11 protein-coding genes and 1 pseudogene are annotated in these 14,841 nt (G+C 58.8%); 9 read left to right on the top strand and 3 right to left on the bottom strand.

Annotated features, from left to right (window positions below; translation table 11 throughout):
- Positions 1-804: pseudogene (locus tag P9228_RS22950) on the top strand (malate synthase G); the annotation flags it as partial.
- Between the two features lie 43 nt (positions 805-847).
- Positions 848-1,279: a heme-binding protein gene (locus tag P9228_RS22945; protein WP_278055838.1), complete on the top strand. Its 432-nt coding sequence runs from the start codon at positions 848-850 to the stop codon at positions 1,277-1,279.
- A gap of 251 nt (positions 1,280-1,530) precedes the next feature.
- On the opposite strand, the gene P9228_RS22940 is transcribed toward P9228_RS22945, so the two are convergent.
- The gene (locus tag P9228_RS22940) at positions 1,531-2,037 is read right to left on the bottom strand and encodes a flavin reductase family protein (RefSeq protein ID WP_278055836.1); all 507 of its coding nucleotides are present in this window, start codon (positions 2,035-2,037) and stop codon (positions 1,531-1,533) included.
- Positions 2,038-2,079: 42 nt separating this feature from the next.
- Positions 2,080-3,516 (bottom strand): NAD-dependent succinate-semialdehyde dehydrogenase, encoded by a 1,437-nt coding sequence (locus P9228_RS22935; RefSeq protein WP_278055834.1) that lies wholly within the window; start codon positions 3,514-3,516, stop codon positions 2,080-2,082.
- Between the two features lie 238 nt (positions 3,517-3,754).
- Here P9228_RS22935 and P9228_RS22930 point away from each other — a divergent pair, with 238 nt between their 5' ends.
- Complete coding sequence (locus P9228_RS22930; protein ID WP_278055831.1) at positions 3,755-5,779, top strand: sigma-54-dependent Fis family transcriptional regulator; 2,025 nt, start codon at positions 3,755-3,757, stop codon at positions 5,777-5,779.
- 125 nt (positions 5,780-5,904) lie between these two features.
- Here the strand turns inward: P9228_RS22930 and P9228_RS22925 are convergent, their stop codons facing one another.
- Entirely contained in the window at positions 5,905-6,888 is a 984-nt protein-coding gene (locus P9228_RS22925) for a D-2-hydroxyacid dehydrogenase (protein WP_278055829.1), read from the bottom strand.
- A gap of 430 nt (positions 6,889-7,318) precedes the next feature.
- On the opposite strand from P9228_RS22925, the gene P9228_RS22920 reads away from it, so the two are divergent.
- From P9228_RS22920 to P9228_RS22895, 6 genes are all read left to right on the top strand, one after another.
- The gene (locus P9228_RS22920; RefSeq protein ID WP_278055827.1) at positions 7,319-8,425 is read left to right on the top strand and encodes an LLM class flavin-dependent oxidoreductase; all 1,107 of its coding nucleotides are present in this window, start codon (positions 7,319-7,321) and stop codon (positions 8,423-8,425) included.
- A 372-nt stretch (positions 8,426-8,797) separates the two neighbouring features.
- Positions 8,798-9,718: an ABC transporter permease gene (locus P9228_RS22915; RefSeq protein ID WP_278055825.1), complete on the top strand. Its 921-nt coding sequence runs from the start codon at positions 8,798-8,800 to the stop codon at positions 9,716-9,718.
- A 5-nt stretch (positions 9,719-9,723) separates the two neighbouring features.
- Positions 9,724-10,512 carry an ABC transporter permease gene (locus tag P9228_RS22910; protein WP_278055861.1) on the top strand — a complete coding sequence of 263 codons (789 nt, stop codon included), beginning with the start codon at positions 9,724-9,726 and terminating at the stop codon, positions 10,510-10,512.
- Between the two features lie 12 nt (positions 10,513-10,524).
- Complete coding sequence (locus tag P9228_RS22905) at positions 10,525-11,604, top strand: ABC transporter ATP-binding protein (protein WP_278055823.1); 1,080 nt, start codon at positions 10,525-10,527, stop codon at positions 11,602-11,604.
- A 41-nt stretch (positions 11,605-11,645) separates the two neighbouring features.
- Positions 11,646-13,244, top strand: coding sequence for a GMC family oxidoreductase N-terminal domain-containing protein (locus tag P9228_RS22900; protein WP_278055821.1), 1,599 nt, complete (start codon positions 11,646-11,648; stop codon positions 13,242-13,244).
- Positions 13,241-14,683 (top strand): FAD-binding oxidoreductase, encoded by a 1,443-nt coding sequence (locus P9228_RS22895; RefSeq protein ID WP_278055819.1) that lies wholly within the window; start codon positions 13,241-13,243, stop codon positions 14,681-14,683. Before P9228_RS22900 ends, P9228_RS22895 begins: the two co-directional genes overlap by 4 nt.
- Positions 14,684-14,841 lie beyond the last annotated feature (158 nt).

The following is a 14,841-nucleotide window of genomic DNA, read 5'->3' as shown; positions in this document are numbered from 1 at the left end:
CTCGACCGCACCGGCGACGAGATCCACACCTCGATGGAAGCCGGCCCGATGATCCGCAAGGGCGACATGAAGCAGGCCGCCTGGATTTCCGCCTACGAGGCCTGGAATGTCGATACGGGCCTCGAATGCGGGCTCGCCGGCCATGCCCAGATCGGCAAGGGCATGTGGGCGATGCCGGACCTTATGGCGGCGATGCTGGAGCAGAAGATCGCGCATCCCAAGGCCGGCGCCAACACCGCCTGGGTGCCGTCGCCGACGGCGGCGACGCTGCACGCCACCCATTACCACAAGGTCGACGTGCATGCGGTGCAGGCGGCACTGAAGAGCCGGCCGAAGGCCAAGCTCGACGACATCCTGTCGGTGCCTGTGGCGGTGCGGCCGAACTGGACGCCGGACGAGATCCAGCGCGAGCTCGACAACAACGCGCAAGGCATTCTGGGTTACGTGGTGCGCTGGATCGACCAGGGCGTCGGCTGCTCGAAAGTGCCCGATATCAACGATGTCGGCCTGATGGAGGATCGCGCCACGCTGCGCATTTCCTCGCAGCACATCGCCAACTGGCTGCGCCACAAGGTTTGCTCGGAAATCCAGGTCAGGGATTCGCTGCAGCGCATGGCGGCGATCGTCGACCGCCAGAATGTCGGCGACCCGCTCTACCGGCCGATGGCGCCGGACTTCGACAGTTCAATCGCCTTCCAGGCCGCCTGCGACCTGGTGTTCAAGGGGACGGTTCAGCCCAACGGCTATACGGAGCCGGTTCTGCATAAGCGCAGGCTGGAGCTGAAAGCCAAGCCCACCGCCTGAACCAGTCCGTCATCATGATCAATGGAACATTTGGAGGCCCATCGTGTCGGAACTAAGCTTGGATGTCGCAAATGCCATCATCACCGCGTCGCTGGCCAAGGCGAAGGAAGCGCAGATGAAACCTCTCGCGATCACCGTGCTCGATGCTGGCGGGCACCTGAAAGCGTTTCAGCGGCAAGACGGCGCCTCGATGCTGAGACATCAGATTTCCGCGGGCAAGGCGTACGGGGCTCTCGGGGTTGGCAAGGGATCGCGTTGGCTACACGCTGCCGCTCTCGAGCGCCCTCATTTCATCGAGGGTTTGAATGCGGTGTCCGGCGGGCGCATCGTCCCCGTGCCTGGCGGAGTGCTGATAATTGACGGCGAAAGCAAATTGCTGGGAGCAGTTGGAGTTAGCGGAGACACCTCCGACAACGATGAAATTGCCGCGGTCGCCGGGATAGAGGCTTCGGGCCTAAAGGCTCAGGTTGACTGATCCGGCTTCAGGCGCCGGCTAGGTTCGCCGAAGGATCAGAACGTCAGTTACGACTGTCAAAGTCGGCATGTTGCGGCGGGATGCCATCCGTTCGTGAAAAGCACGCAGTACAACGAGCAGAATGGCTTGCCAAATACCCAGCGGCGAGTGCCGTTCTTTTCACACACAGCATCGAGCGGCGGCTTTTCTGCTCCGTGCGCCGATTGCCTTGGCCTAACTGCTCAAGATATCGCGATATCAGCGGCAGAGGTTCAGGAAGGCTGTTCCTCGCGGTCCTGCGCGGCAACGCTGACGAAGCCCTTCCGGTGCCAAAGAAGGCATCGGTTCGCATTCTCGTTCGGCAGAAGGATGTCGTGGATGACCCCGATAAGGATCGAATGGCTGAAGCCTTCATGAACCTTCGCGATGCGGCAGTCGAAGGCAACGGTCGCTCCGGCCAGCAACGGAGCGCCGGTCGTTTGCATTATCCACAGCGCGCCCTCGAAGCGGTCCGCGCCTCTTGCCCGGGCGAAGTGATCTGCGAAAGCCTTTAGCGCATCAGGCAGGACCGACACCCCGAAGAAGCCCTGTCGCAGAATGGCGTCGTGCGCAGTGGCGGTCTTGTTTACGCAAGCGATCAACGACGGTGGGTCGGCCGACAGGCTGCAAACAGCTGTAGCCATGAGCCCCGCGGGAATACCGTCCTCGATTGTCGTGATAGCAGTTACCGGGCCGGGGAACCGCTGCATCGCCTCCCTGAAGTCATCTGAATTGATCATGCTCGTCCTCCTCCACGCGGCCCGTTGGGGCGTCCCGTCACTTCAGTTCATGTCGTGGCTCACGAAGCGCGTGTTCAAATAGCCTTCGAGCGCTTCGATGCCGCCTTCGTAGCCGTAGCCAGAGTCCCTCACGCCGCCATACGGCGTTTCCGGCAGGCCCAGTCCGATGTGGTTGATGGAGACCATTCCCGCCTGGATGCCTTGACCGAAACGACGTGCCGTTTGGGCGTTCCGCGTCCAGGCATACGAACCGAGGCCAAATGGCAGGCGATTAGCCTCTTCGAGCGCCTCGTCGATGTCAGAGAAGCGCCGCACCAAAGCGAGGGGACCGAAAGGCTCCTCGTTCATGGCCCTCATGTCGGCTGTCACGCCCGTAAGAACCGTCGGAGCGAAGAAGAAGCCGCGATTGTTGACGCGAGAACCGCCCAAAGCAATCTTCGCGCCTTTAGCAGTCGCATCCTCAATCAGTCCTTCAACGGCCGTGCGCCGCCTTTCGCTGATAAGCGGGCCCATCTGCGTGCCCTCCGCAAGGCCGTCGCCGACCTTCAGCGCCGCCGCCTTGCGGACGAACACGTCCACGAACTCATCATGGACGTTCTCCTGGATAAGAAAACGGGTTGGCGAAATGCAAACCTGGCCAGCATTCCGGAACTTCGAGGCGACAAGCGCTGTGGTGGCGGTATCGATATCGGCGTCGTCTGCGATGATGACGGGCGCGTGTCCCCCAAGCTCCATGGTAACGCGCTTCATGTGGGATCCTGCGAGCGAGGCGAGGTGCTTGCCCACTCCCACTGACCCTGTAAACGATATCTTGCGTATCGCAGGATGCGGAACCAGGAACTCACTGACCGCGGCCGGAACGCCGAACACCAGATTGACGACTCCGGCCGGGAAGCCAGCCTCGTCAAAGCAGCGAAACAGCGCCGCGGCTGCTCCCGGGGCCTCTTCCGGGCCCTTGATGATGATCGAACAGCCAGCGGCGACGGCTGGTCCCAGCTTTCGAATGATCTGGCTTGCGGGAAAATTCCAGGGCGTGAATCCGACAGCCGGACCGACAGGGTCCTTGTGGGCAATTTGCTGGACACTGAGGGATCTGGCGGGGATGACACGACCGTAGGTTCGGCGCCCCTCTTCGGCGAACCAATCGAGCAGATCGGCGCAGGAATTGATTTCCAGCCGCGCTTCCGCCAGGGGCTTGCCAGCGTCGGAAGTCAGGGTCGTGGCGATAGCCTCCAGGCGTTCACGCAACAAGGACGCGGCCTTGCGAATGATCTTGCTGCGTTCATACGGCGAAGTACGGCTCCAGACCTTGAACCCTTGCACGGCAGCCTCGACCACGCGTTCAAGGTCATGGCGTGAAGCCAGTTCAACCGAGCCGATACTCTCGCCCGTCGCAGGGTTGGAGACGTCCCAGACCTTCTTGTCCGAAGATTCCGCCCACGTGCCTCCGATGTAGAGCTTAACACTCTCGTAGGTCATTCAATGCCTCCAAGGCGCAACGCGCCTGCTCCTGCAGATTTGTGAACAAGCCATGTCACGCAAGACATGTGCCAATTCGTGCGATCCCGTGGAATGGCGCAGGTTGCCTCCGACTGCGTAGAAAGCATTGGTCTCAAAATCGTCTCAAAATCGAGAATGATGAGACTCCTGCCTTTGCATTGACATTGATCGACAATCGCGCGCAGAGTTCACGCTCCGTTTCGGGAACAAAGGCCGAATGCAGGACGCAGGCGACCATTTCAAGGTGATCGAGCGAGCCGTCCTTGCGGGAGGCGACAAGGGCGATGCGGCTTGGCGGACCGAGTCATGGGCTCGATGCCTGCACGAGTATAAACTCGACCCGTCACGGCCAAATTTTATCGATCTGTCGCCGCAGGAACTGAAGGTCGAGAACGACATCTTCGACAACGACATCGCGCTCGCCGGCAAAGAGTTGGAAGCCACCCTGTCGATGATTGAAGGTGGCGGCTACAGCGCCCATATCGCCAATAGCAACGGTGTCATAATCAGCGAAAGACGGAGTCGGGATTCCACCTTTTATTGCAGTTCCGATCGCGTCGGAGCGGTTTGGTCGGAGAGGGTAGGGGGGACCAACGGCATCGGAACCGCCTTGGCGATGCTGGCACCTGCTGCAGTTTATCTGGCCGACCATCTGTATGCGGACCTCACGGGTCAGGCTTGCGCTGCAGCACCCTTTTTTGGACCCGATGGTCAAGTCTTGGGGATAATCAACCTCTCCACCCAGAACCCGGGACTGCCTCAATTGGCCCACCGTGTAGTTGCGGGTGTGGCCCAAATCACCGCTCACCGCCTGGAGAACAGGTATTTTCGCGACACTTTCCGCAAGAACTTTATACTCACCATCGCGGGCGATCAGGCTACACCGGCGATGGTCGCCTTCGATGCAGACTATCGGATAGTTGGTGCTACACGGGCTGCGCGAGCGCTGTTGCGTCTCGACGACTCGACCGTCGGTTCCAGAAGCCTATGGGGCGTGTTTGAGAAATCGCGGGGCAATCCTACACTGGATGCCCTTTGCGAGACTGTACGGGAACTCAGGCCGCTGGGCAGTGGGGAAGCGCTCGGTATAACTTTTCAGCGTCCCACTTCAATGGCAACCGTTTCCGGAAAGAACCTTTCCGTGCAACGGGTGCCATTGAAGCAGGCTAGGCGGATCGCAACGCTGGCCGAATGTGCGGGAAACGACCCGCAGATGAAGCGTAACCTGGAGATACTCCGTAAGGTATTCGGCTGCGGGCTTCACTTACTGCTTCTCGGCGAGACAGGGGTTGGCAAAGATACCCTTTCGCGCGCCTTGCATCAGGAAAGTGAGCGGGGGGCGGGACCGTTCGTCGCGTTCAACTGCAGCGCGGTGCCGGAATCCCTGATCGACAGCGAGCTTTTCGGGTACAGTAGCGGCGCGTTCACCGGGGCAAACAAAGACGGAAACGCTGGCCGGATCGTGGAAGCCGACAAAGGAACGCTTTTCCTTGATGAGATCGGCGACATGCCGCTGGCGCTACAGACGAGGCTACTGCGTTTCCTTGAAACCCAGGAAGTGATGCCGTTGGGTTCCGGCAAGGCCAGAATGGTCGACGTCCAGATCATTGCAGCCACGCACCAGAATCTGGCGGAAAAGGTCTCCAAGGGAACGTTCCGACAAGATTTGTTCTACCGTCTGGCGGGCACGATCATTACCGTTCCCCCTCTGAGAGAAAGGACAGATCTCGATTTCATCATCGAGACCATTCTGGAGCAGGTTTCAGAGGGAAAGCCGCTGCTGATGAGTGTCACTGCTCGCGCCGCGCTCCTCGAACACGATTGGCCAGGAAATATCAGGGAGCTTCGGAATGTGCTTACCCGGGCCGCCCGCCTAGCCGAGGGCGGCAGAATCGAACTGGGCGACTTGATGATTTCAGCCGCCAGCACTCCGATGGCTCCCCCTCCGATCGAGGCCGACCCGCAAAATGGCCAAGGAGCCCTGCGATACGGCGATGACCGGCAATGGGGCGTGACAGGCCCTTGCGAACCCGCCTCGAACAAACGGACGCTGGCGCGCGATCCTGCAAAGCCATTGACTGCTCATAAGCTCGCCGCCTTGCGAGCCGAGCGCGAGGAAATGGCCCGGGTCATCGAGCGCGAGGGCGATGTCATGTCGTGGGCGAACGCGCTGGGTATGAGTCGGGCGACCTTCTACCGGAAGGTCAAGCAGCATCAATTGTCGTTGAACGCGCCGAACTAAAGCGCGTGTCGAGCCGATCTCGCGTGCTGATGAAGGGCCTCATACCTTCCAGCACCGAAGACACTGCGTGAAATGCCAATGACAGCTTTGCGGCGTCCAAGAAGGTCGGTATTGCCGAGTTACGCTCAATACCCGGCAATGGGATCGACAACGTTCAGAAGGTCCTCGCCCGCTTCCAACCGACGGACGTTCTCGGCAAATATGCTCAAGCAGCGATCGATGTATCCGTCGTGGTCGTCGCAGGAAATGTGAGGGAAGATCATAAGGTTCGGCGCCTCCCAAAGCTCGTCGTCGGGTGAAAGCGGCTCCTGATCGAACACATCCAGGATCGCGCAACCGATGCGGCCCTCCTTCAGGGCTGCAATGAGCGCCTTGTAGTCCATCACCCCGGAACGGGCGATATTGAAGACGCTGGCACCGGCCTTCATGAGCGCCAGCCTTTCCTCTGAGATCAGCCCGCGGGTTTCGCGGGTCAGTGGACATGACATCACCAGACAGTCAGCTTTCGGGAGGAGGTCATCGAGTCTGTCCGAGGTCCAAACCTCGTCGAAATCAGCGTTTGCTGCACCCGATCTGCTGATGCCCAGAGCGGTCACGCCGAATGGTTTCACTTTGCGGGCGATCGCGGACCCCAATGCGCCGGTTCCCACGAACAGTGCGGTTTTATCCTTCACACCGGTGGTTAATCGCGGATCCCAAATGCTGCGGCGTTGATTGAACGCATGCCGCGGTACCTCCTCAATTGCCATCAATACGGCCATGGCGCCAAAGGTACCACCCTTGTCCGCATGGACACCGCTACTGTTGGTGAGATTGGCCCCCTGTGGGAGCCAATCCAGCGGCATGTACTTTTCTACTCCCGCGCTCGTGCAATGAATGAAGCGCAGCCTTTTTCCATAATTTCTGATCCGATCTGGATCGAAACCGGAGCCGATGAAGTAATCCGCCGCCGACAGCCGTTCATAGTCGGGATCACACTCGGGCCTGACCGAAATGTCGGCCCTCATGCCCTTCGCAGCCAGCGCCTTTCGCACGGAGGCCTCCCCGACGTAGTATGGAGAAGCTTCCGGGAGCTTGTTTTCGACGTAGACAAATTTTGTGCCTGCCATTCAACTCTCCCAGGTTTGCAGTCACGGTCCGGCAAGTTTCGTGCCACTGGCCGGAGGAGCAGACGGCACTCGATGACTGTCGACCACGCCGCCGTTGGTCGCAAGTCTGGAGCGTCTGGGGCATTGGCGTCTTGTTTAGCCATGCCTGTAACAGACAAGGACCTGGGGCCGCTAACCACTGCTTTGCGGGGCACATACGTTGGCGGGCTTGATTTGGTGGCTTTGCGCGAGACTGTTGCGCGAGTCTTACTAACATAGTCCTTCTTTCTCATGCCTGAGACGGCGACTTATCGTCTGAGACTCATCATATGCGGGGTGGACGCCATCCCTAAGCCAATGTGATCGAACAGTTTTTTCGAATTGGCACGCGCCTTGCAGAATACATCACGCAGGTCGGGCAGGCCGATCTCAGCGTGTAGGGAGAAATTCGATGGATCTCGGTCTATTCATGATGCCGCTCCACGATCAGCGGCGCAATTTCACTGAGCTGCTGAAGCAAGACCGAGAAGCAGTCATTCTGGCAGACAGGCTCGGGTTCTCGGAAGTCTGGGTCGGCGAACACATCACGTGCTCATGCGAGCCTATCGCAGATCCGCTTCAGTTCTTTGGCTCCCTTATCCATTCGACCAAGCAGATCAAGTTCGCGACGGGGGTGCTCAACCTTCCTCAACACCATCCGGCCCGTCTGGCGGGCCAGATCGCACAGTTCGACCATATGTCCGAAGGACGGTACATCATGGGCGTCGGACCTGGCGGGCTGATCACCGACATGGAACTGTTCGGCACGAGCGAGAAGAATCGAGCCGAGATGACGACTGAATCCATCTCCATCATCCACAAGATCTGGGCTTCCGAGCCTCCCTACAACATCAAGGGCAAGTACTGGGATGTGGTGGTGGAGAAGACGCTGATCCCAAGTCTGGGGTTCGGGCCGATGCTGAAGCCGTATCAGAAGCCGTATCCGGAGCTGGCCATTTCGGTCATGAGCCCGTCCTCGTCCAGCGCCCGTCAAGCTGGTGAACAGGGCTGGAGCATCGTATCAGCCAATTTTACGCCTGTTGCGAATGTGAAGACCCATTGGGAGCAGTATGCAATTGGCTGCGAGAAGGCTGGACGGCGCCCTGACCGCAATAAATGGCGCATCGCCCGCTCAATCCTGGTCACCGACTCCGACCAAGCCGCGGCTGACTACATCGCAACCGACACCTCATCCTATCGCTGGTACTACGAGTACATCGTGGAGGACATGGCAGCTTTCAAGCTGCTCGGCGTCCTCAAGCCATCCATGAATACGCTCGATAGCGATGTCACGGTGCAAAATTGCCTGGACTGGATGGTGATTTCCGGCTCGCCAAAAACCGTTCTCGATAAGCTCGTAGCCTTCGTCGACGAAGTTGGTGGCCCATTTGGCGAACTCTTGATGACGCAGAAGGATTGGGACCAGCCGGCAATCCACAAGCGTTCCATGGAACTGCTCTCGACCGAAGTGATGCCGCGTTTGCGTCAGCACTGCCAGACGTTGCAGGCAGCTGAATGAAAAATGCGAGGCGCGCGGTGATCCGCGCCCACTCGCAATGACGGGAGCCAAGCAAGGCGACGATTGGGAGAAAGGCGATAGCGGACCCCATTTCCAAGGGTCTACATTGTAGTGCCACGCCCGGTACGGCTGGGCCTCTGGAAGCTATTGCGGTGGACCGCCTCAATGTCTTCGGCATGGTGGGGAGGCGATGAGGATCCCGGTTTGAGTTGTGGTGGCTTCAGCAGACAGTTGATGCAGACCCACATCTAACGGCATCGAAGAGGCTGGTCCGTCGGTCGCACATGAACTTTTGAACAACGCAGGCGGCCCACGGCCGCAAAACAAAAAACCGCCGTCATTGACTGGCGAAGCGGACGGGAACCACGGCCTATGGCTACTGCATCTGACTACCTCGAGGCCACGACGAAGATGAAACGGCGTACGAGCTGGACTTTTGCCATGCCAAAAGGCTTCGGTCTTGCAGCTGTGCCGCTGTCTTATCTTCTTTTTTTCTTCGTGCTGCCGGTGGTCATCCTATTCATCACCAGCTTCTTCATGGCGCGCTCGTTCGTGATCGAGCCCGTTTGGAACGTCCAGAACTATGCGAGGATTTTCGAAGCACGAGGATTCTGGCAGGCGACATGGGTGGGTTTGAAGAACGGATTTTTCACCGCGTTCTTTTCGGTCATTCTGAGTTTTCCCGTCGCGTATTACCTCGTGTATCGGGCCCGAACCAACATCATCTTGTACCTGGTCCTTCTGTCCTGGTTCTCCAGCTATCTGGTCCGCGTTTACGCGTGGCGGACAATTCTCGGCACGAACGGCGTTATCAATTCTTTCCTGATGGGCACCGGGATAGTCAGCAAGCCGGTTGAAATTATCCTCTTCAGCCCGTTCGCGACTGTCATCACGCTGATCCACATCATGCTTCCCTTCGCGCTGCTGATCCTGGTCTCATCAATGCGAGACGTTAGAAAGGAATATCTCGAGGCAGCCCGCGACCTCGGCGCGAGTGGTTTGACGGTTCTCTATAAGGTCATCCTCCCGATGACCTACAAAGGCATCGTCGGATCCTTCATGTTCAGCTTCATCCTCGCCGCCGGCGACTATTTCACTCCCCAACTGCTTGGCGGCCGCGAAGGTGTGACCAGCGGTTTGCTGATAGCGGACCAATTCCGCAGTTCGGGAAACTGGCCCCTCGGTTCCGCGATGGCGTTCGTCATGATGGCGACCTTCTTCGTGGTCTACATCCTGGTCGTTGCCATCCTCCGCTTTGCCCGCCTGGCGCCAGGCCGGCGGTATCACGGGTGATCGACATGCTGCGAACTTACCTCTCTGCCTATCTATTGTTCCTCTTCGCTCCCATCGCGATCATCGTCCTGTTTAGCTTCCACAGCACTCCGGGCTTGGTCTTTCCCATGGAAGGCCTCAGCCTGAGGTGGTACGCGCAGCTGTTTGTCAACGAAGGCTTCCTCACGTCCCTCTGGAACAGCGTTCGGGTTGGAATTCTTACATCTATCGGGACGACCATACTGGGAACGCTTACCGCGCTCGCCCTGATCCGGATGAGCGGCAAGTTCCGCACAGCGTTCGAATTCCTGAACTTCATGCCCATCGGGCTGCCGGGACTCTTTTTGGGCATCGCGCTCGTCACTTTGTTCGCTCAAATCAGCCTGCCTCGCTCGCTCGTTACCGTGACGATCGCGCATATCCTGTTCACGCTGCCCTTCTTCGTCGAGACGATGCGCTCACGCATCACCTATTTCGACCAATCATTGGAAGAGGCGGCCCGCGATCTGGGCGCCACCCAATTCCAGACGTTCAGGCTGGTCACCATTCCGATCCTGTTGCCTACGATCATCGGCGCAGCGATTCTCACGTTCGCGCTTTCGTTCGACGAATTCATCATCACGGTCTTCGTCAGCGGCAATGACACGACCCTTCCCATTTTCATCTGGTCGATGCTCAGAAAGACAGTCGATCCCTCGATCAACGCGGCAAGTGTTCTAGCGCTCGCGCTTTCGATCCTGGTGCTGTCGGCTGGCGGCCTCTCCATGTGGATGCAGCGCAAACGCGCTGTCGCATCGCGAATGACAGAAGAATAAGGGGATCCAAGAATGCCTAACAACATCGTCGAATTGATCAACATCACCAAGCGGTGGGGCGCATTCACGGGTCTGGAGAATGTCAGCCTCAGCGTACGCAAGGGCGAGATCCTGACGCTTCTTGGCCCGAGCGGCTGCGGCAAGTCTACCCTGATGAGAATTGCTGCTGGGTTTGAAACTCCTACCTCGGGAAAGGTCTTGATCGGTGGCAGTGACGTCACAGCTGTCCCCCCAGAACGCCGCCCGGTGAATATGGTGTTCCAACGCTATGCCCTGTTCCCGCATCTTGACGTCTTCGACAACGTCGCATTCGGCCTTCGGATCAAGGGCCACCCCAAGGAGAGGATCAACGCCGAAGTCAACGCGATGCTTGAACTCGTCCAGCTTCAGGAGTTCAGGAACCGTTGGATCGGTGAAATCAGCGGCGGCCAGGCACAGCGTGTCGCGCTCGCGCGCGCGCTGGTGAACAAGCCACAAGTCCTCCTCCTCGACGAGCCACTTGCGGCCCTCGATCTCAAGATCAGGCATCACATGCTCGACGAGCTCAAGCGCATCCACGTCGAAACAGGGACCACCTTCATCTACGTCACCCACGATCAGGATGAGGCGATGATCCTGTCCGATCGCGTGGTCCTGCTCAACAAAGGCGCCATCGAGCAAATAGGTACACCCAACGAAATGTATGGCGCTCCCAAGACGCTGTTCTGCGCAAAGTTCTTCGGCGAGACAAACTTGGTGACGGGCCAAGTGCGCGCAAACGATGGGGCGCTGGTCGTGGACACGCCTGTGGGACCGTCATTTGTCGGCGAACAGCCTCCTCTGGAAAACGGTTCGAAGGTGCATGTGTCAATTCGTCCGGAATCAATCGAAATCGCGTCGGCGGGATCGGGAACCGGTGCAAAGAACTCTTTCTCGGGCAAGGTGGAGGACGTGACCTTCATTGGCAGTCGAGTGGTCTACAAGGTGCGTCACTCGAACGGGACACTCTTCAAATGCCAAGAGTCCCGCTCGGCAAGCGGCATCCGTTTCTCCGTGGGCTCCGACGTAGGCCTTAGCTGGAAGCCGGAATCAGTCGTCGTTCTAGCAGATTGAAAACCGCGGCAGCTCTGCTGTCGCCGAAGGGTAGAATTTTCATGTACGATTACATCGTTGTGGGCGGTGGATCCGCCGGGTGCACGATTGCGTCCCGTTTGAGCGAAGACAGCGCTAGCCAGGTACTGCTTCTGGAGCAGGGGGATAGCGACTGGAACCCCTACATCCATATGCCCGTGACCTACTACAAGACGTCCAAGGGCAATATGCTTACCCGGTACCGTATCGAGCCTCAGGTCCACCAAGGCGGCGTCACGCCTGAGTTCGTGCAGGCGCGTGTGCTTGGTGGCGGCAGCTCTGTCAACGCCATGGTCTATATGCGTGGCTGTCCGCAAGATTACGACACTTGGGCCGCGGACGGGTGCGAAGGGTGGAGCTACAAGGATGTCCTTCCGTATTTCAAGAAAGCCGAGGACAACGAGCGTTTCAGCGGAGAGGTCCACGGTGTAGGCGGGCCGCTTGGCGTTTCCGACCAGCAACACACCCACTACCTGACAAAAGCTTGGGCAAGAGCGGCCCAGGAGCTCGGTATTAACTTCAACCCCGATTTCAACTCGGGCTCGCAGGCCGGTGTAGGTTTTTATCAATTGACGATGAGGAACGGGCTCCGTTGTAGCGCAGCCACGGCCTATCTGAAACCAGCGCGTCATCGTAAGAACCTGACGGTCCAAACCCGATCCAAAGCACTGAAAATCATTGTCGAGAATGGCCGGGCCGTCGGCGTGCAATACCTTCGCAAGGGTCAGGTGATTAGCGCGCGAGCAAACAGCGAGGTCGTTGTGTGCTCTGGTGCGATCGGTTCGCCCCACCTTCTCTTGGTTTCAGGTATCGGCCCAGCCGCCCACCTCAAGGAATCCGGTGTCCGGGTGGTTCACGACCTGCCAGGCGTGGGACAAAATCTCCAGGACCATTTCGACATGTTCCTGATCTACGAGCTGACAGGCGCTCACTCATACGACAAGTACAAGAAACTGCGATGGCAGATCGCGGCAGGCCTGCAATACGCTTTGTTCCGCAATGGGCCTGTTACATCCAACATCTGCGAAGGTGGCCTGCTGTGGTATGGAGACGCAAACGATCCGTTGCCGAGCCTGCAGTATCATTTCCTACCTGGAGCCGGTGTCGAAGAGGGATCTGAATCGGTACCCAGCGGCAATGGCTGCACGACCAATGTCTATCAGTCCCGTCCGAGGTCCAGAGGATGGGTCAGGCTCAAGAGCTCGGACCCGACGGTCTTTCCGGCGGTCGACCCAAATTACCTTTCCGAGCAATACGATGTCGAATGCCTCGCCGAAGGCGTGCGGATCGGCCAAGAAATTCTGATGCAGCGCTCAATGGAGAAGTATGTCTCCCGACCCTACCGCCCAGGGGAAGTGCTCAAGACCAAGGCCGAACGAATGCAGTTCGTTCGCGACACCGGGCAAGGCGCGCTTCATCCCTGTGGCGCCTGTCGGATGGGAAATGACGACATGGCGGTCGTTGACACGCAGTTGCGGGTGCGGGGGATCGATGGTTTGCGGGTTGCTGACACATCAGTGATGCCCCGCGTCGTCTCAGGTAACCTGAACGCGCCAACCATCATGATCGGCGAGCGAACCGCAGACTTCATTCGCGGCAACCGCAAGGGCATGGTTGGATGAGACAGCTGGAGCTGCTCTCTGCAATCGACGCAACTATCGAAGATGAATACTCGTGGTGGCAGCATGACCTTCGCAAAGGGTCCATGGTGCCGAACCAGCCGTCGATGACGGGCGAGCATCATTTCGACATCGTCGTTGTGGGGGGCGGGTTCACTGGTCTGTGGACAGCGCTGACTCTGTTGGAAAGGGCCCCGCGAACGCGAATCGCGATCGTTGAAGCTCATCGGTGCGGAGATGGGGCAAGCAGCCGCAACGGCGGGAATGTTCACGGCTACTGGGGGGCTTTGACCACCCTCGTGCCGCTATTTGGTCCGGACAAAGCTGTGGAAGCAGCCCGGCTTGGAACTTTGGCTCAGCGCAAGTTGAGCAAGTTCGCAAACAAGCCCGGACGAGATGTGTGGTGGGAGGAGAAGGGATACCTGCGTGTTGCAACGACGGCCGGCCAGCAGGGAAAACTCGAAAGCTTCCTTGCGATATCGCGGGCGCTCGGCGTTGCCGAAACCGTTCGAAGGCTTCCGATCGGCAAGCTTGCACAATATTGCTGCTCTCCGCGCTTCGTCGAAGGTTTGTTCTTCGAGGAAGGAGCGACCGTCAATCCAGCCCGCCTTGCCAATGCGCTAAGATCAGCGGTGATTAAAGCAGGCGTTGAAGTCTTCGAGGATACGCCGGTCACAGCGATCCAGGGCAAGGGCGCGCATCGCGTGCTGACAAGGCGCGGTTCAGCTGTAGCGCGCGATGTCGTTTTGGCGACTTACACAGGCGTAATGTCGGTACCTCAAGTTGCGAGGTCAACCACGCTCTTCTCGAGTTTTCCAGTCATGTCAGCCCCCAATGAGACCGAGCTGGAGCGGGCAAACTACACCGAGGCGCGGGGCCTTGCCGACCTTCGCATGTTTACCCATTACTTCCGTAGGACGCGGGACGGGCGCATGCTCATGGGCTCGGGGTCGGGGCCTATCGCATTCGGCAAGCGCCATGACGATGTTTCCCTGCGTCAAGACCCAAAGAGCGCAAAACGCGCGGCGCTCGGGCTTCAGCGATTTTTTCCTGGCGTCGCGCAAGGAGGAATAGAAGCATCTTGGGGATGGCCCATCGAGGTGTCGTCGGACCGTTTACCCTACTTCGGCACCTTGCCAGGCACTCGAATACACTATGGTTCCGGATATTCGGGGCACGGGATTAATGCGACTTGCATTGCCGGCGAATGCCTCACGTCTCGCGTCCTCGACGCGAAAGACCACTGGTTCATGTCTCCGTTCAGCCAGCGCGATCCGCTCAACTTCCCCCCAGAGCCTTTCCGCTTTGTCGGAGGTCGCCTCATCCGCAACGCAATCGTGACCTGCGAAGACTTCGAGGACGTCCAAAAGACACCTCCAGTCATTGCCCGGTCAATTGCACAGATTCCGGAAATCATGGGCCTGCGTATCGGCATGCGATGAATGTGGTAGCCACGGTTGGGGTCCGTCGAATATTCCCTCCGGGTAGGACCTCTCGGTATCCTTACCTCGCGGTCGGGTTTGCGCTGGAGGTGAAGTGCGATACGGCTGGCTATGGGACCGCGCGGCTAATGCGCCGCGGGGGGGGGGGGGGGGGGGGG

It is taken from the genome of Mesorhizobium sp. WSM4898 (assembly GCF_029625845.1).
Classification (GTDB): Bacteria; Pseudomonadota; Alphaproteobacteria; order Rhizobiales; family Rhizobiaceae; genus Mesorhizobium.
The sequence above is the reverse complement of the archived record's forward strand: the minus strand, read 5'-3'. Positions and strand labels throughout refer to the sequence as shown.

Bases quoted from the DNA above. Each gene is read 5' to 3' on its own strand.
- P9228_RS22935 (WP_278055834.1), bottom strand. From the start codon at position 3,516: ATGACCTACGAGAGTGTTAAGCTCTACATCGGAGGCACGTGGGCGGAA.
- P9228_RS22920 (WP_278055827.1), top strand. From the start codon at position 7,319: ATGGATCTCGGTCTATTCATGATGCCGCTCCACGATCAGCGGCGCAAT.
- P9228_RS22940 (WP_278055836.1), bottom strand. From the start codon at position 2,037: ATGATCAATTCAGATGACTTCAGGGAGGCGATGCAGCGGTTCCCCGGC.
- P9228_RS22905 (WP_278055823.1), top strand. From the start codon at position 10,525: ATGCCTAACAACATCGTCGAATTGATCAACATCACCAAGCGGTGGGGC.
- P9228_RS22900 (WP_278055821.1), top strand. From the start codon at position 11,646: ATGTACGATTACATCGTTGTGGGCGGTGGATCCGCCGGGTGCACGATT.
- P9228_RS22930 (WP_278055831.1), top strand. From the start codon at position 3,755: ATGCAGGACGCAGGCGACCATTTCAAGGTGATCGAGCGAGCCGTCCTT.
- P9228_RS22925 (WP_278055829.1), bottom strand. From the start codon at position 6,888: ATGGCAGGCACAAAATTTGTCTACGTCGAAAACAAGCTCCCGGAAGCT.
- P9228_RS22915 (WP_278055825.1), top strand. From the start codon at position 8,798: ATGGCTACTGCATCTGACTACCTCGAGGCCACGACGAAGATGAAACGG.
- P9228_RS22910 (WP_278055861.1), top strand. From the start codon at position 9,724: ATGCTGCGAACTTACCTCTCTGCCTATCTATTGTTCCTCTTCGCTCCC.
- P9228_RS22895 (WP_278055819.1), top strand. From the start codon at position 13,241: ATGAGACAGCTGGAGCTGCTCTCTGCAATCGACGCAACTATCGAAGAT.